The organism is Haloarchaeobius sp. FL176, assembly GCF_024609245.1.
Taxonomy (GTDB): domain Archaea; phylum Halobacteriota; class Halobacteria; order Halobacteriales; family Natrialbaceae; genus Haloarchaeobius.
Genome location: NZ_JANJYH010000002.1, coordinates 417973 through 442763 on the forward strand (window position 1 = coordinate 417973; position 24791 = coordinate 442763).

The following is a 24791-nucleotide window of genomic DNA, read 5'->3' on the forward strand; positions in this document are numbered from 1 at the left end:
GTGGTCCGCATCGTCTTCCGGTTCGACCGCCGCCTATCAAGTTCGTTGTGGTGGTGTGCGAAGCGGTTCCGGCGTCCGGTTCTCCGCCGTTCCGGGGCCGCGCGAGAGAGAGCGCGCCGCTTTTACCCCCACGAACCCCAGGCGAGGGTATGGGAAGGGCCGTCGACTACGAACTGGACAGAACCGACCGCGCCGTCGTCAACGCCTTCCAGGGGGGGTTCCCGGTCGTCCGCAGGCCGTTCGACCCGGCGGCGGCCGCGCTCCGGGACCGAGGCGTCCAGGTGAGCGCCGAGGAGCTGGTCGAGCGCATCCGAACGCTCGACGACGAGGGGGTCCTCAGTCGCTTCGGCTCGCTCGTCAACGCCCAGAAGATCGGTGGCACCGCGACGCTCGTCGCGATGCACGCTCCCGAGGAACGGTTCGACGAGGTCGCCGAGCAGGTCAACGCGCACCGCGAGGTCGCCCACAACTACGAGCGCGAGCACCCTCACCTCAACATGTGGTTCGTGCTCTCGGTCGCCGACGGCGAGGACGAGACCGCCGCGGAGCGCGTCGACGCCGTGCTGGCCGAGATCGAGGCCGAGACTGGCCAGGAGACGTACAACCTGCCCAAGCAGCAGGAGTTCCGCGTCGAGGCGAAGTTCTACCTCGACGGCCCCATCGCCGACGGCGACCTCGACCTCACGGGGCTGGGGCCGAGCGTCGAGCCGTCCGGGCGCAAGTCGCTGACGCCACGCGAGCGCGACCTCGTCCTCGAGATACAGGACGGGTTCGCCGTGACGGCGACGCCGTACCTCGATGTCGCGGAGACGCTCGGGGAGGACGTCGACTGGGTCGTCGAGACGGTCCGCCGGTTCGAGCGCGAGGGGAAGATCCGCCGCATCGGCGTCATCCCGAACCACTACGCGCTCGGCTACACCGAGAACGGGATGACCGTCTGGAACGTGCCCGACGACGTCGTCGACGAGGTCGGCCCCGTCGTCGCCGGCCTCGACTTCGTCACGCACTGCTACGAGCGCCCGCGCCACGAGGGTGTCTGGCCGTACAACTTCTTCGCGATGACACACGGCCGGTCCGAGGCGGAGAGTCAGGAGCGCATCGAGCAGGTCCGCGAGACGATGGCCGAGTACTGGAACGTCGCGGACGAGGACTGGGACTCGCTGTTCTCGACACGTATCCTGAAGAAGACGGGTATCCGCCTCGCCGAACGGGCCGACGCGAACACGGCGGAAGATGCGGTGCAGGCGGCCGAGACCGAGTGACGGCCGTCATGGCGACGGCGCCACTCGATTCCCAGCGACCGGGACCCCCCGGTGAGCTTTTGTCCCTCGCTTCCCTCGCTCCGGTAGAGCTGATGGCACTACACCGGAGGCGACCGCGATGATTCCGCTGCTCCACGACTTCACTGGCACGACCGTGCTCGTCGTCGGCGGCGGCCGCGTCGGCGCACGCAAGGCCCGGCGCTTCACCCGGGAGGCCCGCGTCGTCGTCGTCGTGAGCCCCGACTTCGCCGACGACGCCGACTTCGGCGGGGCCGAGCGCGTCCGGGCCGCACTCGACCCCGACGACGTCGACGACTGGCTGGACCGGGTCGACCCGGCCCTGGTCGTCGCCGCGACGAACGACGGCGAGCTGAACGCCGCAATCGAGCACGCCGCGGCCGACCGGAACGTGCTCGTGAACCGGACCGACACGCACGGCGACCGCGACCCCGGGAGCGTCGTCGTGCCCGCGACGGTGCGCGACGACCCCGTCGTCGTCTCCATCTCGACCGGTGGCGCGTCGCCGGCGCTGTCGAAGCACCTCCGGGAGACGCTGGAGGACGATATCGGGGGGGCGGGCGCGATGGCCGAGCTAACTGGGCTCATCCGCGAGGAGCTGCAGGCACGGGAGACACCACCCGAGCGACGGCGCACCGTGGTACGGGACGTGGTTCGGTCCCCCGACGTTTGGACAGCTTTACGTACAGGAAACCCCAACCTCCGCCAGATAGCGCGCGAGGTCGTTGCCGACCGCGCACTCGACGAACTATGATAGGTGCCTCTGGCGTCATCTCCGGCGTTCGCGTCTCGCACTCGGTCGCCAGTGTCGACGACATCGCGGCGGCCAGCGGGGCCACCCAGCGCGAGGTCGTCACCGACCTGACTGCACGGGACGGCGTCCACGAGTCGTTCTGTCTCCACACCTGCAACCGTGCCGAGGCGTACGTCGTCACCGACGACCCGGCCGCCGGCCGGGCGGCCCTCGAATCGTACGCCGAACACGTCGAGAACGACGACGTCGTCGTCCGGATGGACCACGAGGAGAGCCTCCGACACCTGCTCCGGGTCGCCGCCGGGCTGGAGTCCATCGTCCTCGGCGAGGACCAGATACTCGGCCAGATTCGCTCGGCCTACGAGGAAGCCCGCGGTATCGACGGACTCGGGCCGATGCTCGACGACGCCGTGCTGAAGGCCATCCACGTTGGCGAGCGCGTCCGCGACGAGACCGACATCAACGAGGGCGTCGTCTCCCTGGGGTCGGCCGCCGCGAACCTCGTCGCCGACGAGCGGGACCTCCCCGAATCGACGGCGCTGGTCGTGGGCGCGGGCGAGATGGCGACGCTCGCGGCCCGGGCGCTCGCCGACCGGGGCGTCGCCGAACTCGTCGTCGCGAACCGCACGCTCCCCCACGCGGAGCACCTCGCGAGCGAGGTCGACGTCGACGCCGAGGCGGTCACGCTGGCCGCGCTCGACAGCGCGACACGCGGTGCGGACGTGGTCGTCACGGCGACGGGCAGCGACGACCCCATCATCGCCCAGCACGACCTCGACGACGGTCGCGACCGGACCGTCTTCGACCTCGCACAGCCCCGCGACGTCGCGGCTGCTGCCCGCGACCTCGACACCGTTGACGTGTACGACCTCGACGACCTCGAGGACGTGACCGACGAGACGCGGGCGAAACGCCGCGAGGCGGCCCGCGAGGTCGAGCGGATGGTCGAGACGGAGTTCGACCTCCTGCTCGACCAGTACAAACGAAAGCGCGCGGACGAGGTCATCGCCGCGATGTACGAGTCCGCGGAGCGCGTGAAGGCCCGCGAACTCGAGACTGCCCTCGCGAAGCTGGACCTCGACGACGAGGAGCGCGAGGTGGTCGAGTCGATGGCCGACGCGCTCGTCGGCCAGCTGCTCGCCCCGCCGACGAAGAGCCTGCGCGACGCCGCCGCGGAGGACGACTGGGCGACCATCAACACGGCGCTCCAGCTGTTCGACCCCGAGTTCGGCGGCTCGCCACCGGCGTTCGTCGGTGCGGTGGCCGGCGACGAGGACACCGACCTGCAGACCGGCGTCGTCACCGACGACGACTGACGTTCCCGCCGACCCACGATTCTCAGCGGAGGTACTCGTCAACGTAGCGCGTCGTCGCCCGGAGCGTCGCATCGCTCAGCTGCCAGGTGTGCGTCCAGTACTGTGGTCGGAGTTCGCGGCCGTCGTGGATCGAGAACGACGCGTGGTCGTAACAGCCCGAGCCGTGCCACCGCGTCTCGCCGCCGAACAGCGTCGTGTCGGCGTAGCTGGTGGCCAGCGGTGTCACCACGACCGTCTCGAGGTCCCGCCGGGCGACCACTCCGAGGTCGTGCTCGCAGCGACTGCCGTTGACCGCGGCGGCGATGTCGGGCCGGACGACGGTGTGGAGCCACTCGTGGACGGCCATGTTCTCCGAGACGGCGCGGTCGTCCCAGAACTCGGTCGCGCCGAGGTTCGCGAACGCGACGGCCCCGCCGCTCGCCACGTCGCGGTTCGCGGCCCCGTAGCCGAGCACTTGGTCGAACGGGAGTCGTGGGAGGTAGAGGTGACAGGCGCCGTCGTCGTAGGCGTCGCGGTCGCGGAGCCAGCGCTCGACGCTGTCGAACAGCGCCTGCTGGTCCGCCGTCGAGACCGCGTCGGGCGGGACCGGCTTACCAGCGGTGACGCTCGTTTCGACGCTCACGTCGAGGCTACGCTCGGCGCGTGTGGCGACCTGCTCGACGCCGACGCGGACGGCGTCCCTAGCGGCGCGGGTGGTCTCGTTCCAGCCGAACCGCCCGTCGGGGTGGACGGAGACCGCGAGCCGCGGGGGCTGTCGCGCCGGGCATCCCGCGGCGAGCCCGCCGAGGGCGGCCGTCCCGACGGCCCCGAGCAGTCGCCGTCTGGAGGGCGAGTGCACGTCCGGACGGTCGCGGCTTCCCGACATACGCTTTGGGGCGCAGTCAGCCGACTGCGCCGCCCCGCCCCAACGATTATCCCGACCCCCGCCCATCTCTCAGGTATGGCAGACGTGCTGTCCGACGAGGAGGTCGACGAGCAGCTCCCCGAGGGCTGGGACCGCGACGGCGACGAGGTCGTCCGCGTCTTCGAGTTCGACGACTACATGAAGGGCGTCAACTTCGCCCAGCTGACGGGCGAGATCGCCGAGGCACAGTTCCACCACCCGGAGCTCATCATCCGGTACAAGGAGGTCGAGGTCCGGTTCACCAGCCACGAGGCGGGTGGCATCACCGAGCAAGACATCGAGATGGCGGAGATCCTCAACGCGGAAGTGTAAGGGTGGAGGCGGCGTACGTCGCCCGGCTCCGATTCCGCCTCGCGCCGGCCGAGGGGCGGGTCTCGGTCGACCCGGCGACGTTCGAGACGACCGTCTTCCGGGAGGCGGCGGAGCCCGGGAGCGACGGCTGGCTGTTCTTCCGCGACCACTGCTGGCGCGGCGAGTTCAACGACCCCGAACACGTCCGGGCGCTGCTTTCGGACGCGCTCGGCGTCCCCGTCGAGGACGCCACGTTCAGCGAGCTACGGACCGACGAGGCGTACCTCGACGCGTTGCGAGCGGCGGTCGATGAGAACCTCGACCTGTTCAACGCCGACTCGACGAGCGAGGCGCTGACGAAGTACTTCGGGAGCTCCATCCACGTCGTCGACGAGTTGTGAGCGCCGAGCGGGCGGGGTCAGTCCCGTAGCCGTGCGATGCGCGCCGACCCCGAAGTGGCGTCGATGTGGACCTGGACGGTCTGGTCGCCGGCTTCCGCGGGGACGATCCAGGAGCCCGTGGTCCGGTACGGCTCCTCGGTGACCCTCGGGTCGTCGTAGCCGTGAGCGGTCAGCTCCTCGATTGCGAGTTCCTCGGCCTCGTCGGCGTCGTTGATCGTCGGCTCATCGGTCATCCGGATGGTCACCACCGGCACGTGGGCGGTCCGGACGACGCGTTCGGTGACGCTGCCGATGATGGCACGGTCGACGCCGGTCCGACCGTGGGTGCCCATGACGATCATGTCGGCCTCCGCCTCGTCGGCGTAGTCGAGGATGGTCTCGTGCGGGATGCCCTGCCGGACGGCGGTCACCACCTCGACACCGTCCTCGCGGGCGGCGTTGCCGACGGTCTCGACGGTCCGCTCGGCCTCCTCGCTCGCCCGCTCCGCCGCGGTCTCGTCGCGGTAGGGGTCCTCGGTGACGACCGAGAGCACGTGCAGAGTCGCGCCGTACTGCCCGGCGAGGTCGATGGCGTGGCGTCGTGCCCGGTTCGTCGCGTCACTTCCGTCGGTGGGATACAGCACGGTGTCGTACATACGTCACCGTTGAGACTCAGCGGACTTAAACGCGGGCGGCGATTCCCGTCTGCTGGCGTCAGGCGCAGACGGCGGCGACCGGCGGACCCATAGCCACCACGGTACAGTGGAGGCACAGCCCCGGAAGACACTTACCGGCAACCGTCCTAGCCTCGACTCCGATGCCGCCCGAGTACGACTACTGGCTGCTGGACCTCGACGGCACCCTCGTCGACGTGGACTGGTCGTACACCCGCGAGGTGTTCGACCGGGTCGGCGACCGGCTCGGCTACCGGTTCACCGACCGAGAGGCCCACACCCTCTGGCACGGCCTCACCGGCAAGCGGGACGACCAGCTCCGCGCGTGGGGCATCGATCCCGCCGAGTTCTGGCCCGCCTTCCACGCGGTCGAGGACCCGCAGGTCCGCGCCGAGAACACGTTCCTCCACCCCGACGCCGAGTTCGTCGGCGACCTCGACTGCCCCGTCGGCCTCGTCACGCACTGCCAGCAGTTCCTCGCCGACCCCGTCATCGACGAGGTCGGCATCCGCGACTGGTTCGACGCCATCGTCTGCTGTACGGACGACACCGGCTGGAAGCCCGACCCGTCGCCCGTCTACCACGCGCTGCGGGACATGGGCGTCGCGAGACCGCCCGTCGCCACCGACGGCGGCGTCGCGACCGACAGACGGGGCGTCCTCGCCGGCGACGGCAGCGGCGACGTCGGCGCGGCTTGGAACGCCGGCCTCGACGCCATCCACGTCGAACGCCACGGCCACGAGTTCCGCGGGCACTGCGTGATGGGCGACCACCGCGTCGAGACGTTCGCGGACCTGTGGGCCGACGACCGGTACTGACCGCGCCGCAGAATCAGTCCTCTTCGTCCTCGCCGTCCGGCAGCCGATGCACCGCCCGCAGCCACCGCTCCTTGGCGGCCTGCCCGGGGAAGGCGTACCGGTCGGACGTGATGTCCCAGGGCGTCCCCATCACCGGACCGACGGCCTTCCCGTGCAGGCTCCGCCAGCTCCCGACCGCGACGAGGACCGCAATCAGCGAAAGGAACACGCCGACCGCGACGCCCATGAGGCCGCCGATGGAGACCGCGACGAGTACGACGGTCAGCAGGAGCCCGCCCGCGGTGACCCCGAACAGCGCCAGTCGGGCGTGGCTGCCCGTTATCTCGACGGAGTCCGACATTGTCGGCGGTTCGTCCCGGACAGATATAATGTTTCGCACCAGTGGGGTACCCCGACTTGGGCCGTCCGCCGGTCACTGCAGTCGAGCGGTTCGGTGACGAGAGAACTGCTGTCCAGCTCCCGACACGCCCGGCTTGCTATCGGATCCACGGAACGAGGATGGTGCGTTGACGGGCTACAGCGAGTAGCCTGCCAGTCCGTCGGCTACCCCCTCCGCAGAGTCCAGCGCCGCGACCAGCGTCTGCACGCCCGCCTTCTCGACGCGGTCGGGGTTGCCCAGCAGCCGGACGCGCTCGGTCCCACAGGGGACGAACCCCATGTCCAGTTTCTCGGCGGTCGCCCGGAGCCCGAGCGCCACGTCCGCGTCGCCCCCGTCGACGACCCGTGCGGGGCTCTCGTGCGCCCGCCGGCCGGCGTCGAAGCCGTCGATGGACTCGACGATGTCGTGGCGGTCGACGCCGCGTTCCTCAGCGAGGTCGGTCAGCGCGTTCGCGAGCGTCGTCCGCAGGCCCGAGGACGTGGTCCGGTTGACGAACCGCAGGTCCCGGTCGGCGAGGTCGTCGAGTCCGGACACATCGTCGGGGTTGCCGTGCGGGACGACGAGCCCCCACTCACGGGTCCAGTCCGCCAGCAGCGCCGGCTCCTCGGCCTCGCTCTCGCGGTCGAGGTCGACGGGTCCGGCGACGACTGCAACGTCCGGCACGTCGGCTCGGAGCCGCCGGAGCCCCGGGCGCGTGCCGACGCCCAGGTAGCGCGCGGTGGGGACCCGGTCGAGCGCGAGCGAGAGCAGCGGGTCGTCCTCGCCGACGCCGAAGACGGCCGGCGGACGCACGTCCGGCGAGAACAGCTGGACGGTGACGGTCTCGCCGGCGTCGAGGTAGGTGACGTCTGCGGGCATCTCGACGACGCCGTCGGCTTCGGCGAGGCTGGTCGTCGCGCCGGAGCCCTTGTCGACGGGGTAGACGAGCGTTCGGCCGTCGCCGTCCTCGACCAGCCCGACAGAGACGAACCGGTGGCGACCCTCGGCGTGGCGCTCGCGCTCGGCGAGCTCGCCCGTCGTGGTCGCCATCGCGGACTCGGGGAGCCCGGCGGCCCGACGGATGGCGGGCGCGACGAAGGTGCGGAAGATGGTCAGCGCGGAGACGGGGTAGCCCGGGAGGCCGACGTACGCGCTGTCTTCGAGTTCCCCGACGAGCATCGGCTTGCCGGGCTTGACGGCGACGCCGTGGACGAGCAGCTCGCCGCGCTTCTCGACGACGCGATACACCACGTCGACGGCGCTCGCGCTGGTGCTGCCCGAGGAGAGCACGAGGTCGCACTCGTCGGCGGCCCGGGAGAGCACGCGCTCCATCTCGTCGTAGTCGTCGCCGGTGTGCGGGTAGAGCTCCGGAACGCCGCCGGCGTCGGCGACGCCCGCAGCGACGCTGTAGCTGTTCACGTCGTAGATCTGTCCTCGCTCGTCGTGAAGTTCGTCGCCCGGTCTGACGAGCTCCTCGCCCGTGGAGACGATACCCACCGTCGGCTGGCCCGTCACCGGTACCTCGTCGACGCCCAGTGCCGAGAGCAGGCCGACCTCGCGGGGCGTGATCCGGGTGCCGGGGCCGAGCGCGCGTTCACCCGCCGCGACGTCGGTGCCCGCGAAGGCGACGTTCTCGCCGGGCGTGACGCTCGACCTGACCGCGACGTGCTCCACGCCGTCGCCGTTCTCGACCAGGTCGGTCTCCTCGACCATCACCATCGCGTCCGCGCCGGCCGGCATCACTGCGCCCGTCGATATCTCGACGCACTCGCCGCCGCCGACGGTCACGTCGGGTTCCGTGCCCGCGTCCACGCGGCCGACGAGGTCCAGCGTCGCCGGCTCCGTCTCGCCCGCGCCGAAGGTGTCCGCCGCCCGGAGCGCGTAGCCGTCGAGCTTCGCGCGGTCGAACCCCGGCACGTCGCGCTCCGCGTCGATGCGCTCGGCGAGCACGCGACCGCGCGCCTCACCGAGCGATACCGTCTCCGGCTCGGGCTCGAGGTCGAGGCTCGCGATGGCCTCGTGGGCCTCCTCGGGCGGTGCCAGCTCGCGGAACTCCTTCCTCATGGCGACCACCCCCAGCGCTGGACGGCGACGAGGTCGCCCTCCGGCAGCCCTTCGATGCCCTCGCGTATCTCGATCCAACCGTCGGCGAGGCCGACGGAGGAGTGCGACAGCTCCCCGTCGGTCCGGATGGGGACGGCGACGCGCTGCCCGCCTTCGGCGTCGAAGCGCACCCGGACGTACGTCCTGACGCCCGGCTCGGAGGGGACCTTCCGGGTGAGCATCGCGGGGCCGGTCGGCGGCTCCTCGTGTTCGCGTCCGTCCGCCCACGTCACAGCGGGCCTGAGGAACTGTACCGCGCCGACGACGCAGGCGGCGGGCCCGCCCGGGAGCATCACGACCGGTGTCCCGTCGACCGCGCCGAGCCCGAGCGACTCGCCGGGTGTCGCCGCGATGCCGTGGACGTCGAGGTCCCCGACGGTCGTCAGCGCGTCCGGCACGAGGTCGTTCTCGCCGAGCCCGGAGCCGCCGGTGGTGGCGACGACGTCGGCGTCGGCGGCCGCGTCTCGGAGCGCGTCGGCGATAGCTCCCCGGTCGGCCGGAACCGGCTCGCGGCGCTCGGCGACGCCACCCCAGCGCTCGACCAGGCGGGCGACCGTCAGCGAGTCTGTTTCGACGCTCTCGCCCCGTCCCGGCTCGCCGGTCACGAGGCCATCACCGGTCGGTACGACCGCGACCCGGGGCCGGTCACTGACTGCGACGGTCTCGACGCCGGCAGCGAGCAGCAGCCCGAGGTCCGGCGGACGGAGGCGATGCCCCGGCTCGTACAGGGGCTCGTCGGCAGCGACGTCGGAGCCGACCGTCACGACCCCGTCGCAGACCGCGACGGGGTCGAACACCTCGACCGTGTCGTCGATCCGGGTCGCCCCGCCGACCGGGACGACGGCGTCCGCTCCCGACGGTAACGGGTCGCCCGCGTCGACGCGACGTGCGCCCCCCGTCTTCTCGGTGTCGCCGATGGCGGCATCGGCCGCGAGCAAGGCTGGCGAGCGGTCGCTCGCGCCGAAGGTCGCACTCGCGCTCACGGCGAACCCGTCGACGGCGGCCCGCGACTCGCCCGGCACGGGCCGCGTCGACGCGACCGACTCGGCTAGCGTCCGCCCGTCAGCCGACGCCACGGCGACGGTCTCCGCCCGGTCGACCGCGGCGACACGCTTCTGGAGGGCTGCCCTCGCGTCGTCGATGCGAGTCCGCTCCCGGAAGCCGGACTCGCGCCTGCGTTCGTCCATGTTCGCAGAGTCCGCGGGCTGGAGCAAAAACGTGCGGGGCTGTCGCACGAGACCGCATCCGAAAATTATCAATTTTTATATGAGTCCGCACGAAACCCACGACGATGATGACGCCCTTCCACCAGCTGGCCGTCCTCGCCGGGCTCCTCGTCCTGGGTTACGGCGGCGCCGTCGGCACGAAGGTCTACCGCATCACCCGCGCCGACCCCATCCCGACGTACCGACTCCGCCACGGCGGGAGCTGCGAGGTCCAGGGCGTCGCCGGGGTCCACGAGGAGACCGTCTCGGCCCCGTTCACCGGCACCGACTGTCTCGTGTGCCGCTGGACGGTCGAGGAGTACCGGCAGTCCGGCAAGCACAGTCACTGGAAGACCGTCGATTCGGGCGTCTGGTCGCGACCGTTCGTCCTCGCGGACGACACCGGCCGGGTGCTCGTCGAGCCGGACGGTGCGGAGTTCTCGCTCGCGACGGACGACACCGTCCGGGTCGACGGCGGCGACACGCCACCCCACCGCGTCCAGCAGTTCATCGACGCCAACGACCGCGTCGACGACGAGGACAGCGAGCTCGACCTCGGTGTGATCACCCTCTCGACGGGCAACGACCGCCGCTACGTCGAGGAACGGCTGGACCCGGGCGACAGCGCGTACGTGTTCGGCTCCGCCCGGGCGAACCGCCGACCTGGGAGCGGCGTCGAGGGCGTCGTGGCCGGCCCCCCGGCCGACGGCACTGGCTCCCGGCTCGATGCGCTGTTCGGCCCCCTTTTCCTCGTCTCCGATACGACCGAGGCCGGCGTCGTCGGCCGACTCCGTCGGAAGGCGGTCGTTCCGATGCTGCTCGGCGTCGGCCTGGTCGCACTCGGGCTCACGCCGCTGCTTCCGTGAGGAGACGTTCTTTCGTTCACGGTCGAGGTCGCGGCCGGCCACCCGGAATGGCTCCGTCTCGTCCTTCGCCTCTCGTGCATTCGTGTGGGGCGGTACGGCCACGGCGACCGTGGTTCTCCTCGTCATCGGTTTCGGCACCGTGGCCCGGCTGGCTCTCTGAGAAAGGTGTGCCTGTCTGTGTCACGCGTCGGTTCCGTCTCCGCGGCCTTTTTCGTCCCCGACCCCCAAGGGAGTCTCATGTCAGCGCTGCGTGACGCGTTGCGGGACCTGCCCGACGCCGTGTTCGCCGACTTCCTCGAGTCCGAGGAGGCGTACCTCCTCGTCGTCGACCTGCCGGGCGTGTCCACCGAGACGCTCGACATCGTCGTGAGTGACGGTCGGGTCCGTCTCGAAGCGCGCCGCGAGAAGGACGTACCCCCCGAGTTCCGCTACGAGCGCGAGGAGCGGTCGATGTTCCTCGACGCCGAGTTGCCCCTCCCCCCGGACGCTACCTCCGAGGGTGCCGAGGCCTCGGTCGAACGCGGCGTCCTCGAGCTCCACCTCCCGAAGCGGCGCGCCGAGGAGACACGAATCGAGATCAGCGACGACGAGTAAGCCGGGGTGATCACGCTGGTCAACCTTCGTGCATACTGGCGCTTCTTCGTCGTCGCGAGACAGTTCCTCCCGCTGCTGCTCGCGTACGCCCGTGACCGACGCCAATATCTGCTGTTCGGCGGGCCCCGGGAGGTCGACACAGAGACGCGCGTCCGTCGCGCCGAGCACCTGCTCGACTCGCTGTTGACGCTGGGGCCGACGTTCATCAAGCTCGGCCAACTGCTCTCGACCAGACCCGACATCCTCCCGGCGGAGTACATCGAGGTTCTGGCGTCGCTCCAAGACGACGTGCCGCCGGCCGACTGGGACGGGGCGCGCGCCGTCCTCGAGGAGGAGCTCGGACCCGTCGCGGAGACCTTCGACGAGTTCGACACCGAACCGATCAGTGGCGCGAGTCTCGGGCAGGTGTACCGCGCCCGGGTTCGGGGAACCGACGTGGCAGTGAAGGTTCGCCGCCCCGGCGTCCAGTCGCTCGTCGAGGCCGACCTCCGCGTCATCAAGTGGTCGCTGCCGCTCCTGATGCGCTTCGTGGGCCAGGCCCGGGCGTTCTCGCTGGAGAACCTCGCCGACGAGTTCGGGAAGACCATCCGCGAGGAGATGGACTACGGGCGGGAGGCACGGATGCTCACGGAGATCCGCGCGAACTTCGCGGAGTTCGACGGCGTGCGCATCCCGGCGGTCCTCGACGACTACTCCGACGCGCGGGTGCTCACGATGGAGTACGTCGGCGGGACGAAGATCAACGAGGTCGACCAGCTCGACGAGCAGGGTATCGACCGTAGCGAGGTCGCCGAGACCCTCCAGGAGGCGTACCTCCAGATGATCATCGAGGACGGCGTCTTCCACGCCGACCCGCACCCCGGCAACCTCGCCGTGACCGACGACGGGACCATCGTCTTCTACGACTTCGGCATGTCCGGGCGGGTCGACGAGTTCGTCCAGGACCGCATCGTCGAGTTCTACATCGCCGTCGCGAACCAGGACATCGACGGCATCCTCGACTCCCTCATCGCCATCGGGACGCTCTCGCCCGAGGCCGACCGTGACGTGATGGGCGACGTGATGGAGCTGGCCATCGCCGACGCCCGTGGCGACGACATCGAGCAGTACCGCGTGAACCAGATCATCGGCCAGATCGAGGACTCCATCTACGAGTTCCCGTTCCGGCTGCCCGCGAACCTCGCGCTCGTCCTCCGCGTCGCGACCGTCGTCGAGGGGGTCTGTGTCACGCTCGACGAGGACTTCGACTTCATCACCACCGCGACCGAGTATCTCACCGAGCAGGGCTACCGCGAGGAGTCCATCAAGCAGTACGTCGAGGAGACCGGCGAGCAGGCCTGGGAGTCCGCCCAGTCGATGCTCCGCGTGCCGACGAAGCTGGAGAACACCCTCGACCGCGCCCAGCGCGGCAACCTCACGCTGCAGGTCGAGCTGAACGACCAGAAGGGCGTCATCGACCGGCTCGCGAAGCGCATCGTCTACGGGCTCGTGTTCTCCTTTTCCATCCTCGCGACCGCGTACCTCTATCAGGGGGCGTCGCTCTACGCGGCCGGGGTGTCGGGTGCTATCGGAATCATCGGTGGCATCCTGCTGTGGCTCTCGTTCCGCGACAAGAAGGGGCTCCGCGCCCAGCCGCAGTTCACCAGGCAGAACATGCGGAAACGGCGCGAGGAGTGAGTTCGTCGGGTCTACGGCCTCGTGCGTGTCAACCTACCGGACGCGGTGAGGTGACAGTAGCCGACGACCGGCAGCTGGAGTCCCACGTCGTATTTATGCTGCCAGCAGGGACTGTAATCTATGCCCGCCTTCGGTCTCGGTGCGCTCGTCCTCCCGGTCGTTCAGCTGCTCGTCTCGACGTTCGTCTACTCCGAAGCGAAGACGTACGGCTCTCGCTCCCCGGTACTCGCTGGCGCAGCCGTGTTCGTGTTGGGGATTGGGCTCGTGCTGGTGCTCGGTGCCGTCGTCGAACCGCTCGCGGTCGAACTACTCGTCGTTCTGGCCTACAGTATCGGACTGCGCACCGGGAGCAGACGTTCGTCGTCCGTCTGACCGTCTCGGGAACTACCGGTGCCGGTACACGTTTCTCGTCGCCGCACACAGGTCCGGTATGGACATCGCCGAGTTCGGACTGGAGCGGTGGTTCGGTGAGTACGAACACGAAGCGGACATCATGCTCGCGGAGTCGGGCATCCGCCCGCTCGACTCCTCGCGGTTCGACACGGACCCCGGCGAGTTGAACTACGTCATCCCGACCGACGGCGACCCCGAGTTCCGCGCCGAGGTCGGCGAGCGGTACGACCGCGGCCCCGACGAGGTCTGTTTCACCTGCGGGACACAGGAGGCGAACCTGCTCGTGTTCCTCTCGCTGCTCGACGCCGACGACCACGTCGTCGTCGTGACGCCCACGTACCAGGCGCTGCAGGCGGTGCCCGAATCCATCTGCGACGTGACGACGGTCGACCTGCAGGAGCCGGCGTGGACGCTGGACGTGGACGCCGTCGCCGACGCGATGCGCCCGGAGACGAAGCTGGTCGTGCTGAACAACCCGAACAACCCGACGGGGCGGTACCACGACGAGGCGGTCGTCGGCGAGCTGTACGACCTCGCGGCGGCCCACGACGCCTACCTGCTCTGTGACGAGGTGTACCGGCTGCTCGACGACGAACCCCTTCCGCCCGTGGCGAGCATGGGCGACTACGGCATCTCCACGACGAGCCTGACGAAGGCGTACGGGCTCGCGGGCCTGCGCTTCGGCTGGATAGCCGGCCCCGAGGACGTGGTGCAGGACGCGGTGCGCTGGAAGGACTACACGACCATCTCGCCCCCGATCTTCGGACAGCACGTCGCCCGGCAGGCACTCGGCGAGCAGGAGGACGAGATACTCGCGGAGAACCGCGAGCTGGCCGCGAGGAACCGGGGCATCGTCCGCGAGTTCGTCCACGAGCACGGGCTTGACTGGCACGACCCCGTCGGCGTCAACGGCTTCGTCACGGTCCCCGACGGCTTCGAGGATGCCCGCGAGTTCTGCGTCCGGGTCGTCGAGGACGAGAGCGTCGTCCTCGCACCCGGCGACCTGTTCGGCTTCCCCGGCTACTGGCGGCTCGGCTTCGGCCTCCCCACCGACGAGCTTGAGGCGGGCCTCGACCGCGTCTCACGGGTCATCGAGGCGGCGTGACCGACGCATCCGCGATGCCTGCCAGACGGGTCGAAACAGTCTGACGCGGGCCGTGTCTGTACGCCCACAGACCACCTCGTTGACGCCGTTCCAAACGGTTTATACAGTCGCGGCCAGAATCCGGGGACATGGCTAAAACGCAGAAGCAAGTCCGAGACCTTCAGGAGGGAAGCTACGTGATGATCGACGACGTTGCCTGCAAGATCAACGGCTATTCGACTGCGAAGCCGGGCAAACACGGCAGCGCGAAGGCTCGCGTCGAGGCCGTCGGTGTCTTCGACGGCAAGAAGCGTTCCATGTCCCAGCCTGTCGACGCGAAGTGCTGGGTCCCCATCATCGAGCGAAAGGGCGGACAGGTCGTCTCCGTCGAGTCCGAGACCGTCGCACAGGTCATGGACCTCGACACATTCGAGACGTTCTCGATGTCCATCCCGTCGGACCTGGAACTCGAACCCGACGACGAGATCGAGTACCTCGAGCTCGAGGACCAGCGCAAGATCGTCTGAGGCCGATGTTTCCCGGAGCCATCGCCGACCGCGACGACGCAGACTACGTGGTCGTCGGGGCTCCGCTCGACATCTCGACGACCTTCCAGCCCGGCACCCGGTTCGGACCGGACCGCATCCGGCGCTTTGCCGAGACCTTCGACGACTACGACAACCGGACGGGGAGCCACTTCTCCGACCTCGGCGTCGCCGACCACGGCGACGTGCGTGCCTGGGACGACGCCGCGGAGTACCTCGACTACCTCGAGGGCGTCTGTACGGACGTGGTGTGGGACGACGCGGTCCCACTGGTCCTCGGCGGCGAGCACACCGTCACGCTGGCGAACGTCCGCGCGACCGACCCCGACACGTTCGTCTGTCTCGACGCACACCTCGACCTCCGCGCCGAGTACGACGGCAACGAGCTGAGCCACGCGACCGTCACCAGGCACGTCCTCGACGTGGCCGACGAGGCCGTGATTCTCGGTGCCCGGACGGGCAACGAGGCCGAGTGGAACCGCGCCGCCGAGGCCGACGTGAGCGTCGTGGCACCCGACGCGGTCGCGGACTGGGAGCCCGACTTCGGCGACCGCGACGTGTACCTGTCCGTGGACATCGACGGTGCCGACCCCGGCTTCGCACCGGGAACCGGCACGATGGAGCCGTTTGGGCTCGCGCCACGAGAGATGCGGGACGTTGTCCGGGCCGTCGGTGGGACCGGCGACGTGGTCGGCTTCGACGTCGTCGAGGTGAACGACCGCGACGCGGGGCAGGCGGCCTCCCTGGGCGGGAAACTCCTGCGGGAGTTCGTGTTCGCGGACGCGGCGTGAGCCGCCGCCTTCGCCGTCGCGACGTACTCGCGATGAACGTCCTCGGAGCCGTGCTGATGACGACCGCGCTGCGGCTGGAGCAGTACTTCGAGGAAGGCTCCACAACGCTGGACGAGCACGCCGAGGGAGTCTGACTCAGGATTCGGCGTCGACCGCCGCGGCGAGTACGTCCGCTGCGCGTTTCACCGCCGCGCCGGACTCGACGAACAGCACGACGCGGGGCGGTTCGACCGCCTTCGGGCGGACCCGCAGGTCGACGGTCCCGTCGGCCGCCGTCGCCAGCTTCTCGGCCGTCTCGACGGCGGCGTCGAGGCCGCTCCGGAGTTCGACCCGGGCGCGGTCGGGCTGGACGAACACCTCGGCAACCGGCTCGTCGTCACAGCGCACCCGGTAGGCGCGTGCGCCGTCGACCGTCGGTGCCACGTCCGGGTCGGCGTCGACCACGGCGAACCGACCGAACGTCCCGTCCTCGCGGCCGTCGAGCTCCGAGGAGAGCAGCTGGGCGATGCGGACGCCGTCCGTCACGCGGTCCTCGACCACGCTACTCCGCCCCCGTCAGTTCCGAGACGGCCTTCTCACGAACCGCGCTCACGTCGAGCCCGTTCCGCCGCGCGTAGACGACCGCGGCGGCCTCGATGGTCACCGCCAGCTCGCCCTGCAGCTGGTTGATCTCGCCGACCGCCTCGTGTTTCTCGTGGCCGTCCGCGACGAGGTCGTCGAGCACCTGCTCGAACGCCGAGCGCGAGCGCAGGACGTCCTCGTCCGGGACGAACCCCTCCGGCACGGTCACCTGCCCCGGGTCGAACGTCGGCCGCAGTCCGTCGTCGTCGCGCTCCAGCAGCCCCTCGCCCGTCGCCACGTCGACCAGTCGCTTCGCCTGGTCCGGCGAGAACCAGTCACGGTCGAGCGAGAGGGCGACCACGAACTCGTTCTCGGCGAGTTCGTCCTTGCCGCGCTGGCGGAACGGCGCGGCCACGGCGACGCGAAGACTCATGTCTCGCCGGTCGGCCGAGGACGGCCTAAACCCTGCGATTCCGCCCGTGCCAAGTCGAGCGATTCAAGTAGCTCCTGGGACTCTTCCCGGGTATGCAAGACCAGGGACGCTCCACTCGCAAGCGCACCGGTGGGCGACTGCGCCCGATTCGGAACCGAAAGAAGCACCAGCTCGGCCGTCTCCCCACGGAGACCCAGGTCGGCGGACCGCGCTTCCGAACCGTCGACGCGCGCGGCAACAACGAGAAGACCCGTGCCCTCGCGACCAACGTCGCCAACGTGAACCAGGGCGGCGAGACCGTCGAGGCCACAATCGAGGACGTCGTCGAGAACGACGCCAACCCGAACTACGTGCGCCGGAACATCATCACGAAGGGCGCGCTCATCGAGACCGACGCCGGCACCGCCCGCGTCACCTCCCGCCCCGGCCAGACCGGACAGGTCAACGCCGTCGTCGTCGACGAGTAACCGACTCTCTCTTGCGGTCTCTCTCGACTGACCCACGTAGCGCCCGGTGTGTCCGAGCCGGTGTTCGTCGCTCTCCCGCACGGTACCGGCGCGGCCACGCACCGCCGACACCACCTGCGGGCGGCACGCTCGCAAGGCTTAATCACGTCACGCTACCACGTCGGAACGATGGCAGACGAGCGGGTCGAACTCGGCGTGGAACTCCTCTCGAAGCTCGAGGACGACGAACTCGCCCTCGCCGAGGCGATGGACCGCATCGAAACGGTGACGCGGGACCCCGCCATTGTCCGGGAGATACTCGACACGGCGGTGATGCGTGGGGTCATCGAGCGCGAGGACGGCGTGGTACAGACGACGGGGAGTGGCGGCTTCGTCAGCCAGACCGCGGACGTGGTGCGCCGCGAAGGCGAGTACGAGTGCCGGCGCTGTGGGGCGTCGATTTCGACCGGACACTTCGTCCAGATGGAGTCCGGCGAGCTCGGACCGTTCGGTCCGGAGTGCGTGCGGAAGGTCACCGGCCGGGAGTGAGGGAGCTACTGACTGCGGCTGAGTTCGTCGACGAGCTGCTGGAGGAGGTCGTGCTGGCGCTGGAGCAGCTCGTTCTGGTGCTCGACCTTCGACTCGAGCGTCTCGATGCGTTCGAGCAGCTCCTCGTCGCTGGCGGCCGTCGCGGGCTGGAAGCCAGCTTCGGCGAACTTCGAGTCGGAGAGGATTTCCTCCTCGTCGCTCTCGCCGGCGTTCGGGTCCTCGTCGGCCGGTTCGTCGACGCCCGCCGCTCCGCCGGTCGGGGTCGACTCCGGCTGCCGTGACTGCTGGGGTTGCTGCGTCGACTCCGCACCCCCGGCCGCATCCTGTGCGTCGCTGCCTGCCTCCTCGACCATCGAGCTGAGCTCCGCCTTGGATGTCTGCTCGACGGCTTCGCGCATCGGGTCGACGCCGTCGTTCTGCTGTTCGGGCTGCTCCTCGGCGGACGGGTCGGTCCGCTCTGCCGGCTGGGACTGCTGTGTCGACTGCCCCTGTCCGGGTTGCTCGGCGGGCGGCTGTTCGGTCCGTGTCCCGTCGACAGCGGGTTGGTCCGCCCGCGCTTGCGTTTGCTGTTCGGCCGGCGGCTGCTCGGTCGGCGGTTGCTCGGCCTGTGGCTGGCCCGAATGCGACTGTCGGGCCGGTGACTGACCGGGGTCGTCTCCCGCCGCCGACTCCGCGCCTGCGCGCTGGGTCTCGACGGGCTGTTCGGCCGGCGGACCCGGGTCGACCGGCTCCTCGCCCTCGTCCGGCTGGACCGTGTTCCCGGCGTCGAGCGGGTCGACGCCCTCTCCGAAGTCGACGGCCGCTGCCTCGTCGCCCTCGTCGGCCTCCTCTGGGGCGACGGCCTCGTTCAGCGCGTCCAGCGAGTTCACGCCGTAGTACGAGAACAGCGAGCGCTGGAGGTACTCCTTCACCTCGGCGGCGCGCTCGTTCGAGACCTTCATCCGCTCCGGCCGGCCGTCGACCGTCAGCACGAGCTGCGTGGCGACGCTGCCGTCCTCGAAGTCGAGGCCGGTCACGTCCGCGAAGTGGTACTCCTCGTAGTCCTCGTCCCAGACGGCGCTCCCGACGTGCTTGACGAGCCGCTCGGAGGTGATGACGAGGGTCAACTCGTCGAGACGGAACGTCCGTGTGACGGTCTCGTCGGGGTCGGTGACCCCGCTGGCGTTCAACACGCCAGCCAGCACGGGGTGGAGGACGTCGTCGGTCGCGTTCGAGGGGACCGTGAACTCCTCAGTTCCGTCCAGGGAGTACTCGAGGCTGAGACGGGTCTTGCGGCGACCCTCCTTGACGGTAACCCGCTGTGCGTTGTGGGGGTACTCCTCGACCGATTCGTCGCTGAGGAACCCCTCGGACTGGTAGATGAGTGTTCGGCTGGGCGTCACGTAGAGGACGTTCTCGCCGCCGAGCGAGACCTCGGCAGCGATCTCTTCGCCCTCCAGCGCCGATTCTACGATGCCCGGAACGTCCATGCCCACTGGTTTACCACCCCGCGGTATAAATCCGTGGGGCTGCCTAACCGCACGCCGAGAGGCATGCGACCGCAGGACAGCCCGGGCAATAGTTGAGAAGGCTTAAGTCATCTACCCGGTAACGGGAGAGTGAGGCCGGGTGGCTTAGCTGGACATAGCGCCGCACTCATAGGGTTTCAGAGATTCGGTGCGGTACCACAGCCTTGGAAGGCTTACGCGTGACCTCGGGGCCCGCCGAGCCTCGAACCTGGGTCATGCGGAGATCGCGGGTTCGGAGCCCGCCCCGGCCATTCTCAAGTCGTCACGAGCCGACAGGCGAGTGGCGACACCGTAGATTGCCGGGTGCTGGCGGCAGAACCCGCTTGCGGATCCCGCGAACGCAGTGAGCGAGAGGTCGATGCACGACGAACGGAGTGAGGAGTGAATCGGAAGTTCGGAGCCCGCTCCGGCCACTTCCGCTTTACGACGACACTCCAGAACGGTCCCCCCTTGTCCTCGGCGTGAGGCGACGCGAACAGCGAGGGGCGACTACGCCGTCGGGTCGACGAGCTGCGAGCCGTCCTGTGCGACGAGCGCCTTCTCGATAGCGGTGTCGATGACCGCACTGCACTCCTCGACGTCGATGTCGTAGGCACCGACGGCGACGTCCTCTATCTCGCTGCGCTCGATGGGGAAGTCGCGGTTCTGGAGCAGGCGAACGACCTTGTTGTACGTCTGGGGTGAGAGGTTCACCGTACCCTGCTGGCCCTCGGAAGCGCTGGTCGCGGCGTTCCCGTTCCCGGAGTCCACGGTACCGGGACCCGCGGTGCTGCGGTCGACCGTGGAACCCAGCGGGCGACCGCCCTCCGTGGTCTCCGGGTCGCTTTGCTGGCTGGTGTCCGCGCCGGGGTCACCGAAGCTGACGGCGTCGTCCGGGGTCGAGAAAACGGAGTCGGTCCCATCGGAGTCGTCGGGGTCGCCGAACACCGAGCGCTGGTCGTCGTCCCCGTCGTCGTCGGGTTCTCGGAAGGAGATCTCGTCCGCGCCATCGACGGCCGCCTCCGGCGTCGACTCTTCGGACGTCTCGGCGTCGTCGATGGGCGGTGCGGGGGCGTCGTCCTCGGACGACGGGATCATCGTGGGGTCGGTGAAGCCGGCCGCCGGCTGCTCTGTCGGTTCGCTGGCGTCGTCGGCTGCCGTCGGTCCGGCGTCGTCGGCCGCCGACTCGTACTCCAGTTCGAGCCTGACCGAGGTTATCTGCGAGAACTCGATCGGCGCTGCTTCGAGCATCGCCCGGAGGTTCTCGTAGGCGTCTTCGGGGTCGTCCACCTCGATTGTCAACGAACTCACAGCTTATCACCCGTCAGCGTGGTGCGCCATCCACGACCGCATGTCAGGTCCGTCATCGGGGTAAATCACGACAGCCCCCTATCTAAAACTTAGGCTATTTCGCTGAAACACCCCATTTCTTGCCGTTCTCACGTGGGAAAAAATAATATGGTTCGGTTACGTTGCGGACTGTATGAGCCAGAACGAACGCGGGACCACCGGCGGGACGTCGGTCCAGCTCACACCCGACCGTGTGCTGGCGGCGTTCGACGGGCACGCGCCGGAGACGACGCGCTCGCTCGCCGCGGAGCTGAACGCCGCGAACGAGCGCGTCGACGAGACGTGTCGGGCCCTCTGCGACCGGGACGCGCTCGCCCGGCGCGAACTGGACTGTGAGCACGGCACCGTGACGGCGTGGTACCGACCGGCCGACGCCGAGGCCGACCTCGAGGAGCGAGCCGAGCGGACGCTCGCAGAGCTGTCGGTTCCGGGCACGAGCGAGATGATGCGGGACTGGCGACGTGACGCCGTCCGCGCGGCGTTCGAGTTCGTCGTCGAGGACGGACCGGTCGTGGAATCGGAGTTCATCGAGCACGTGTTCCCCACACAGAACGCGGGCTACGACGACGCCGAACAGTGGTGGGAGATGGTGGCACCGCGGCTGGCGGAGGTTCCGGGCGTCTCGCCGCCGACGGACGGCGAGGTGTGGACCAGCGACGTGAGCCGGTGAATCAGTAGATGAGTTCGTCGTCGTTCTCGACCATGTAGAGGGTGCGTGCGGCGATGTTGACCGCGTGGTCGCCGATACGTTCGAGGTCACGGACGGTGAGCAGCAGCCGCGATACCTCTTCGAGCACCGTCTCGACATCGGTGCCGTCGTCGATCTCGTTCTCGATGAGCTCGCGGACGACGGACTGGCTCGCGTGCTCGCACATCGCGTCGAGCTCGTCGTCGCTCTCGTTGATCTCGAAGCAGGCGTCGGTGTCCTGTGCGGCGTAGGCTTCCATCGCCTCCTCGACCATCGATACAGTCTTGTCGCCGATCGACTGCACGTCGACCTCGGGGTAGACGTCGTGGCGCGCGTCGAGCGTGTACTCCCCGAGGTTCGTCGCGAGGTCGCCGATGCGTTCGAGGTCGGTGATGATCTTGAACGACGCGGCGATGAAGCGGAGGTCGCCGGCGACAGGCTGTTGCAGGGCGAGCAGGTCGACGCACTGCTGCTCGATGTCGAGGTAGAGCGAGTTGATCTCGCTGTCGCCGTCGATGACCTCCCACGCGGCGTCGTCGTCCTTGTTCTCGAGGGCAGTGAGCGCGGTCCGTAGTCGGTCGACGACGACCTCGCTCATGTAGAGGACGTCCGATTCGAGACTATCCAGTTTCTCCTGGTAGTTCTGTCTGGCCATTGTGAATCAGAAAGTGCTGGTGTTGATGTGCGTTCCGTTGCTCATCCGAACTTGCCGGTGATGTAGTCCTCGACGCGTTCGTTGTCGGGGTTCTCGAATATCTTCTTCGTGTCGCCGAACTCGACGAGCTCGCCGCCGGTGAGGAACACCGCGGTCTTGTCCGAGATACGCGCCGCCTGCTGCATGTTGTGCGTGACGATGATGACGGTGTAGTCCTCCGCGAGCTCGTCGATGAGGTCCTCGATCTTCGAGGTGGCGACGGGGTCCAGCGCGCTCGCGGGCTCGTCCATCAGGATGACCTCCGGGTCGGGCGCGATGGCGCGTGCGATGCAGAGCCGCTGCTGCTGGCCGCCGGAGAGGTCGAGGCCGGACTCGTCGAGCTGGTCCTTGACCTCGTCCCAGAGTGCGGCGCGCTTCAGCGACTCCTCGACGATGGCGTCGTGGTCGCCGCCGATGTCCTGGATGTTCAGCCCGTAGGCGACGTTGTCGTAGATGCTCTTCGGGAAGGGGTTCGGCTTCTGGAACACCATGCCGACGCGCCGGCGCAGCGCTACCGGGTCGACGTCGTCGTCGTAGACGTTCTTCTCGCCGAGGTAGAGCTCGCCCTCGACGCGGGCGGCGTCGATCATGTCGTTCATCCGGTTGATGCAGCGGAGGAACGTCGACTTGCCACAGCCCGACGGACCGATCATCGCGGTGACCTTGTTCTCGGGCACCTGCATCGTGATGTCACGGAGTGCCTGGTCCTGGTTGTACCAGACGTTGACGTCCTTGGCCTCGACGATGGTCCGCTCGTGTGTCGTCCGCGAGCCCTGAGTGCCCTCTTCGAGCCCGGACGTCACGTCGGTCTCGAGGAGCATGTCGTCGTCCGTCGGGTCCTCGGTCGGCGATTCCACGTTGTCGTTACTCATGTTCTCTTGGCTCATTGGTTACGTTTCTCGCTGATACCTGTTGCGCAAGACGATGGCGATGGAGTTCATCGCCAGCAGGACGGTGACGAGGACGACGACACCGGCCGGCACGGCCTTCTCGTAGAAGTCGTTCGTCGCGAAGTAGCTCGCCCAGCTGTACACCTGCAGCGGCATCGCGCTCACCTTCGAGGAGAGTTCGGACGGGAACGAGTAGAGGACGTTCGGCGCACCGATCATGATGAGTGGCGCGGTCTCCCCGATGGCACGGCCGAGCGCGAGGATGGTCCCGGTCAGGATGCCGGGGAACGCTCGCGGCAGCACGACGTTCTTCATCGTCTGCCAGCGCGTCGCGCCCATGCCGTAGGACGCCTGTCGCATCTCGCTGGGCACCGACCGGATGGCCTCCCGCGACGAGATGATGACGATGGGGAGGATGAGCAGCGCCAGCGTCGCGCCGCCGACGAGGATAGTCCCCGTGGACTGACCGAGGCGGGTCACGAACAGGCCGAGTCCGAGCAGGCCGTAGACGACCGAGGGGACACCGGCCAGGTTCGAGATGTTCACGTCGATGAACCGGGTGTAGCGGTTGTCCGGTGCGTACTCCTCCAGGTACAGCGCCGCACCGACCCCGATGGGGAACGAGAGCGCGGCGACGGTCAACATCAGGAGGATGGAGCCCGCGATGGCGGGGTAAAGTCCCGCGTTCGCCGCGGTCCCGCTGTGATCGCTGGTGAGGAACTGCCAGTCGACCCACGACTGCGGGCCCGCGTAGCCGAGCGTGTCGACGAGCACCTCGCCCGCCAGGGCACCGGCCACGATCACCACCGGGAGGACGAGGCCGATGCGTGCCTGCTCGCGGGTGACCGCCGTGCCACAGACGTACGCCGCTGTCGGGAGGACTGCGACGGACGCCAGGACGACCGAGGGGATGGGCCCGACACCGACGACGGCCGGCCCGACGACCGCCGATGCGGCGACCGTGGCAAGCGCAGCAGCACCCGCGATCAGCCCGGTCCGACGGTCACTGATAGCGGACGCGTAGAGTGCGACGGGTGTCGCGGCGAACACGCCGACCGTCAGCGTGAGCTGTATCCAGTCGAGCGGGACGATCGGCGCGAACAGGATGAGGGTGGCGACGCTCGGGATGAGCTGGGGGAGTTCGGCGTAGCTCCCGACGATGCCCGGGAACCCGAACAGCGAGAGGTAGAACGCGAGCGTTGCGAGGGCGAACCGGGAGACGAACGGGATCTGTCGGCTCCGTTGCTGGAGTCCGACCGTCACCGCGACCGGGACGGCGAACGCGATCACGTACGCGAACCAGACCAGCGGCGGGAGCACCTCCAGGAAGATGATGGCGACCCCGCCACTGAACAGCAGGCCGACGACGAACAGCCCGAGTGTCATCGCGCCGAGTTTGAGCCCGTCGACGTTGGACCAGGCGAGGTAGCCCCCAGTCGCGAGCGATGGGAGCACGAGCGTCAGGAAGAAAGTCAGGTGCCAGCCCGCGTCGGCGGTGAGCGGCTGGATGGCGTCGTTGGCGACGTACACCAGCAGGATCGCCAGTACGGCGATGCCGAACAGCGTCGCGGCGAGCAGCAGGTACCGGAAGATGATCCCGACGGTCCGGCTGACCTGTCCGAATCCGTCTGCGTAGCTTCTGCGGTCTTCCGTCGCCATC

At 69.0% G+C, this 24791-nt stretch carries 29 protein-coding genes and 1 tRNA gene; 18 read left to right on the forward strand and 12 right to left on the reverse strand.

Annotation, left to right across the window (positions count from 1 at the left end; all coding sequences use genetic code 11):
* Window positions 1-149: 149 nt before the first annotated feature.
* The 3 genes from NO978_RS05330 (at window position 150) to hemA (ending at window position 3350) form a co-directional block, all read left to right on the forward strand.
* Window positions 150-1262 carry an Lrp/AsnC family transcriptional regulator gene (locus NO978_RS05330; RefSeq protein WP_257298497.1) on the forward strand — a complete coding sequence of 371 codons (1113 nt, stop codon included), beginning with the start codon at window positions 150-152 and terminating at the stop codon, window positions 1260-1262.
* Between the two features lie 118 nt (window positions 1263-1380).
* Window positions 1381-2034, forward strand: coding sequence for a bifunctional precorrin-2 dehydrogenase/sirohydrochlorin ferrochelatase (locus NO978_RS05335; protein ID WP_257298498.1), 654 nt, complete (start codon window positions 1381-1383; stop codon window positions 2032-2034).
* Window positions 2031-3350, forward strand: coding sequence for a glutamyl-tRNA reductase (hemA, locus tag NO978_RS05340; protein WP_257298499.1), 1320 nt, complete (start codon window positions 2031-2033; stop codon window positions 3348-3350). The genes NO978_RS05335 and hemA overlap by 4 nt, the downstream gene beginning before the upstream one ends.
* Window positions 3351-3372: 22 nt before the next feature.
* On the opposite strand, the gene NO978_RS05345 is transcribed toward hemA, so the two are convergent.
* Window positions 3373-4188 (reverse strand): hypothetical protein, encoded by an 816-nt coding sequence (locus tag NO978_RS05345; protein ID WP_257298500.1) that lies wholly within the window; start codon window positions 4186-4188, stop codon window positions 3373-3375.
* Between the two features lie 102 nt (window positions 4189-4290).
* On the opposite strand from NO978_RS05345, the gene NO978_RS05350 reads away from it, so the two are divergent.
* Both NO978_RS05350 and lwrS read left to right on the forward strand, forming a co-directional pair.
* Window positions 4291-4566, forward strand: a complete 276-nt coding sequence (locus NO978_RS05350) for a 4a-hydroxytetrahydrobiopterin dehydratase (protein ID WP_257298501.1) — start codon at window positions 4291-4293, stop codon at window positions 4564-4566.
* A gap of 2 nt (window positions 4567-4568) precedes the next feature.
* Window positions 4569-4946: an LWR-salt protein gene (lwrS, locus tag NO978_RS05355; RefSeq protein WP_257298502.1), complete on the forward strand. Its 378-nt coding sequence runs from the start codon at window positions 4569-4571 to the stop codon at window positions 4944-4946.
* Window positions 4947-4963: 17 nt separating this feature from the next.
* On the opposite strand, the gene NO978_RS05360 is transcribed toward lwrS, so the two are convergent.
* Window positions 4964-5581 carry a universal stress protein gene (locus tag NO978_RS05360; protein ID WP_257298503.1) on the reverse strand — a complete coding sequence of 206 codons (618 nt, stop codon included), beginning with the start codon at window positions 5579-5581 and terminating at the stop codon, window positions 4964-4966.
* A 161-nt stretch (window positions 5582-5742) separates the two neighbouring features.
* Here NO978_RS05360 and NO978_RS05365 point away from each other — a divergent pair, with 161 nt between their 5' ends.
* Window positions 5743-6417: an HAD family hydrolase gene (locus NO978_RS05365; RefSeq protein ID WP_257298504.1), complete on the forward strand. Its 675-nt coding sequence runs from the start codon at window positions 5743-5745 to the stop codon at window positions 6415-6417.
* A 13-nt stretch (window positions 6418-6430) separates the two neighbouring features.
* Here the strand turns inward: NO978_RS05365 and NO978_RS05370 are convergent, their stop codons facing one another.
* The 3 genes from NO978_RS05370 to NO978_RS05380 all read right to left on the reverse strand — a co-directional run bounded on the left by NO978_RS05370 (window position 6431) and on the right by NO978_RS05380 (window position 10065).
* A complete protein-coding gene (locus tag NO978_RS05370) occupies window positions 6431-6757 on the reverse strand; it encodes a hypothetical protein (protein WP_257298505.1) in 327 nt (108 codons plus the stop codon).
* Between the two features lie 174 nt (window positions 6758-6931).
* Window positions 6932-8839, reverse strand: a complete 1908-nt coding sequence (locus NO978_RS05375; protein WP_257298506.1) for a molybdopterin biosynthesis protein — start codon at window positions 8837-8839, stop codon at window positions 6932-6934.
* Entirely contained in the window at window positions 8836-10065 is a 1230-nt protein-coding gene (locus NO978_RS05380; RefSeq protein ID WP_257298507.1) for a molybdopterin molybdotransferase MoeA, read from the reverse strand. The genes NO978_RS05375 and NO978_RS05380 overlap by 4 nt, the downstream gene beginning before the upstream one ends.
* Window positions 10066-10169: 104 nt before the next feature.
* Between NO978_RS05380 and NO978_RS05385 the strand changes: the two genes are divergently transcribed.
* The 8 genes from NO978_RS05385 to NO978_RS05420 all read left to right on the forward strand — a co-directional run bounded on the left by NO978_RS05385 (window position 10170) and on the right by NO978_RS05420 (window position 16167).
* Window positions 10170-10949, forward strand: coding sequence for an E3 ubiquitin ligase family protein (locus NO978_RS05385; RefSeq protein ID WP_257298508.1), 780 nt, complete (start codon window positions 10170-10172; stop codon window positions 10947-10949).
* A gap of 237 nt (window positions 10950-11186) precedes the next feature.
* Window positions 11187-11543, forward strand: a complete 357-nt coding sequence (locus NO978_RS05390; RefSeq protein WP_257298509.1) for an Hsp20/alpha crystallin family protein — start codon at window positions 11187-11189, stop codon at window positions 11541-11543.
* Between the two features lie 6 nt (window positions 11544-11549).
* Window positions 11550-13220: an ABC1 kinase family protein gene (locus tag NO978_RS05395; RefSeq protein ID WP_369684107.1), complete on the forward strand. Its 1671-nt coding sequence runs from the start codon at window positions 11550-11552 to the stop codon at window positions 13218-13220.
* Window positions 13221-13340: 120 nt separating this feature from the next.
* Entirely contained in the window at window positions 13341-13592 is a 252-nt protein-coding gene (locus NO978_RS05400; protein WP_257298510.1) for a hypothetical protein, read from the forward strand.
* Window positions 13593-13650: 58 nt separating this feature from the next.
* The gene (locus NO978_RS05405; protein WP_257298511.1) at window positions 13651-14718 is read left to right on the forward strand and encodes an aminotransferase class I/II-fold pyridoxal phosphate-dependent enzyme; all 1068 of its coding nucleotides are present in this window, start codon (window positions 13651-13653) and stop codon (window positions 14716-14718) included.
* 128 nt (window positions 14719-14846) lie between these two features.
* The gene (locus NO978_RS05410; RefSeq protein WP_257298512.1) at window positions 14847-15224 is read left to right on the forward strand and encodes a translation initiation factor IF-5A; all 378 of its coding nucleotides are present in this window, start codon (window positions 14847-14849) and stop codon (window positions 15222-15224) included.
* Window positions 15225-15229: 5 nt separating this feature from the next.
* Window positions 15230-16033 carry an agmatinase gene (gene speB, locus NO978_RS05415; protein WP_257298513.1) on the forward strand — a complete coding sequence of 268 codons (804 nt, stop codon included), beginning with the start codon at window positions 15230-15232 and terminating at the stop codon, window positions 16031-16033.
* On the forward strand, window positions 16030-16167 hold the full coding sequence (locus NO978_RS05420) for a hypothetical protein (RefSeq protein ID WP_257298514.1): 138 nt from the start codon (window positions 16030-16032) through the stop codon (window positions 16165-16167). The genes speB and NO978_RS05420 overlap by 4 nt, the downstream gene beginning before the upstream one ends.
* A gap of 1 nt (window position 16168) precedes the next feature.
* Here NO978_RS05420 and NO978_RS05425 read toward each other — a convergent pair whose 3' ends face one another.
* Together NO978_RS05425 and NO978_RS05430 are read right to left on the reverse strand one after the other, a co-directional pair.
* A complete protein-coding gene (locus NO978_RS05425; RefSeq protein ID WP_257298515.1) occupies window positions 16169-16573 on the reverse strand; it encodes a hypothetical protein in 405 nt (134 codons plus the stop codon).
* 1 nt (window position 16574) lies between these two features.
* On the reverse strand, window positions 16575-17027 hold the full coding sequence (locus NO978_RS05430; RefSeq protein ID WP_257298516.1) for a DUF2240 family protein: 453 nt from the start codon (window positions 17025-17027) through the stop codon (window positions 16575-16577).
* A 92-nt stretch (window positions 17028-17119) separates the two neighbouring features.
* On the opposite strand from NO978_RS05430, the gene NO978_RS05435 reads away from it, so the two are divergent.
* Both NO978_RS05435 and NO978_RS05440 read left to right on the forward strand, forming a co-directional pair.
* Entirely contained in the window at window positions 17120-17494 is a 375-nt protein-coding gene (locus NO978_RS05435; protein WP_257298517.1) for a 30S ribosomal protein S8e, read from the forward strand.
* Between the two features lie 168 nt (window positions 17495-17662).
* A complete protein-coding gene (locus tag NO978_RS05440) occupies window positions 17663-18022 on the forward strand; it encodes a DUF5830 family protein (protein ID WP_257298519.1) in 360 nt (119 codons plus the stop codon).
* 5 nt (window positions 18023-18027) lie between these two features.
* On the opposite strand, the gene NO978_RS05445 is transcribed toward NO978_RS05440, so the two are convergent.
* Window positions 18028-19491 (reverse strand): hypothetical protein, encoded by a 1464-nt coding sequence (locus tag NO978_RS05445; RefSeq protein ID WP_257298520.1) that lies wholly within the window; start codon window positions 19489-19491, stop codon window positions 18028-18030.
* Between the two features lie 133 nt (window positions 19492-19624).
* Between NO978_RS05445 and NO978_RS05450 the strand changes: the two genes are divergently transcribed.
* A tRNA-Met gene (locus NO978_RS05450) sits at window positions 19625-19781 on the forward strand.
* Between the two features lie 238 nt (window positions 19782-20019).
* Here the strand turns inward: NO978_RS05450 and NO978_RS05455 are convergent.
* Complete coding sequence (locus tag NO978_RS05455) at window positions 20020-20820, reverse strand: hypothetical protein (protein ID WP_257298521.1); 801 nt, start codon at window positions 20818-20820, stop codon at window positions 20020-20022.
* Window positions 20821-20992: 172 nt separating this feature from the next.
* Here NO978_RS05455 and NO978_RS05460 point away from each other — a divergent pair, with 172 nt between their 5' ends.
* On the forward strand, window positions 20993-21529 hold the full coding sequence (locus NO978_RS05460) for a hypothetical protein (RefSeq protein WP_257298522.1): 537 nt from the start codon (window positions 20993-20995) through the stop codon (window positions 21527-21529).
* A 1-nt stretch (window position 21530) separates the two neighbouring features.
* Here NO978_RS05460 and phoU read toward each other — a convergent pair whose 3' ends face one another.
* Genes phoU through pstA form a run of 3 tightly spaced genes read right to left on the reverse strand, consistent with a single transcriptional unit; the run spans window position 21531 to window position 24790 of the window.
* A complete protein-coding gene (phoU, locus tag NO978_RS05465; RefSeq protein WP_257298523.1) occupies window positions 21531-22202 on the reverse strand; it encodes a phosphate signaling complex protein PhoU in 672 nt (223 codons plus the stop codon).
* Between the two features lie 41 nt (window positions 22203-22243).
* Complete coding sequence (pstB, locus tag NO978_RS05470) at window positions 22244-23128, reverse strand: phosphate ABC transporter ATP-binding protein PstB (RefSeq protein WP_257298524.1); 885 nt, start codon at window positions 23126-23128, stop codon at window positions 22244-22246.
* A gap of 3 nt (window positions 23129-23131) precedes the next feature.
* The gene (gene pstA, locus NO978_RS05475) at window positions 23132-24790 is read right to left on the reverse strand and encodes a phosphate ABC transporter permease PstA (protein ID WP_257298525.1); all 1659 of its coding nucleotides are present in this window, start codon (window positions 24788-24790) and stop codon (window positions 23132-23134) included.
* Window position 24791 lies beyond the last annotated feature (1 nt).

Excerpts from the sequence above, each read along its gene's own strand:
- NO978_RS05330 (WP_257298497.1), top strand. The coding sequence starts at position 150 with ATGGGAAGGGCCGTCGACTACGAACTGGACAGAACCGACCGCGCCGTC.
- NO978_RS05335 (WP_257298498.1), top strand. The coding sequence starts at position 1,381 with ATGATTCCGCTGCTCCACGACTTCACTGGCACGACCGTGCTCGTCGTC.
- hemA (WP_257298499.1), top strand. The coding sequence starts at position 2,031 with ATGATAGGTGCCTCTGGCGTCATCTCCGGCGTTCGCGTCTCGCACTCG.
- NO978_RS05350 (WP_257298501.1), top strand. The coding sequence starts at position 4,291 with ATGGCAGACGTGCTGTCCGACGAGGAGGTCGACGAGCAGCTCCCCGAG.
- NO978_RS05360 (WP_257298503.1), bottom strand. The coding sequence starts at position 5,581 with ATGTACGACACCGTGCTGTATCCCACCGACGGAAGTGACGCGACGAAC.
- NO978_RS05365 (WP_257298504.1), top strand. The coding sequence starts at position 5,743 with ATGCCGCCCGAGTACGACTACTGGCTGCTGGACCTCGACGGCACCCTC.
- NO978_RS05370 (WP_257298505.1), bottom strand. The coding sequence starts at position 6,757 with ATGTCGGACTCCGTCGAGATAACGGGCAGCCACGCCCGACTGGCGCTG.
- NO978_RS05375 (WP_257298506.1), bottom strand. The coding sequence starts at position 8,839 with ATGAGGAAGGAGTTCCGCGAGCTGGCACCGCCCGAGGAGGCCCACGAG.
- NO978_RS05380 (WP_257298507.1), bottom strand. The coding sequence starts at position 10,065 with ATGGACGAACGCAGGCGCGAGTCCGGCTTCCGGGAGCGGACTCGCATC.
- NO978_RS05385 (WP_257298508.1), top strand. The coding sequence starts at position 10,170 with ATGATGACGCCCTTCCACCAGCTGGCCGTCCTCGCCGGGCTCCTCGTC.
- NO978_RS05390 (WP_257298509.1), top strand. The coding sequence starts at position 11,187 with ATGTCAGCGCTGCGTGACGCGTTGCGGGACCTGCCCGACGCCGTGTTC.
- NO978_RS05400 (WP_257298510.1), top strand. The coding sequence starts at position 13,341 with ATGCCCGCCTTCGGTCTCGGTGCGCTCGTCCTCCCGGTCGTTCAGCTG.
- NO978_RS05405 (WP_257298511.1), top strand. The coding sequence starts at position 13,651 with ATGGACATCGCCGAGTTCGGACTGGAGCGGTGGTTCGGTGAGTACGAA.
- NO978_RS05410 (WP_257298512.1), top strand. The coding sequence starts at position 14,847 with ATGGCTAAAACGCAGAAGCAAGTCCGAGACCTTCAGGAGGGAAGCTAC.
- speB (WP_257298513.1), top strand. The coding sequence starts at position 15,230 with ATGTTTCCCGGAGCCATCGCCGACCGCGACGACGCAGACTACGTGGTC.
- NO978_RS05430 (WP_257298516.1), bottom strand. The coding sequence starts at position 17,027 with ATGAGTCTTCGCGTCGCCGTGGCCGCGCCGTTCCGCCAGCGCGGCAAG.
- NO978_RS05435 (WP_257298517.1), top strand. The coding sequence starts at position 17,120 with ATGCAAGACCAGGGACGCTCCACTCGCAAGCGCACCGGTGGGCGACTG.
- NO978_RS05440 (WP_257298519.1), top strand. The coding sequence starts at position 17,663 with ATGGCAGACGAGCGGGTCGAACTCGGCGTGGAACTCCTCTCGAAGCTC.
- NO978_RS05445 (WP_257298520.1), bottom strand. The coding sequence starts at position 19,491 with ATGGACGTTCCGGGCATCGTAGAATCGGCGCTGGAGGGCGAAGAGATC.
- NO978_RS05460 (WP_257298522.1), top strand. The coding sequence starts at position 20,993 with ATGAGCCAGAACGAACGCGGGACCACCGGCGGGACGTCGGTCCAGCTC.
- phoU (WP_257298523.1), bottom strand. The coding sequence starts at position 22,202 with ATGGCCAGACAGAACTACCAGGAGAAACTGGATAGTCTCGAATCGGAC.
- pstB (WP_257298524.1), bottom strand. The coding sequence starts at position 23,128 with ATGAGCCAAGAGAACATGAGTAACGACAACGTGGAATCGCCGACCGAG.
- pstA (WP_257298525.1), bottom strand. The coding sequence starts at position 24,790 with ATGGCGACGGAAGACCGCAGAAGCTACGCAGACGGATTCGGACAGGTC.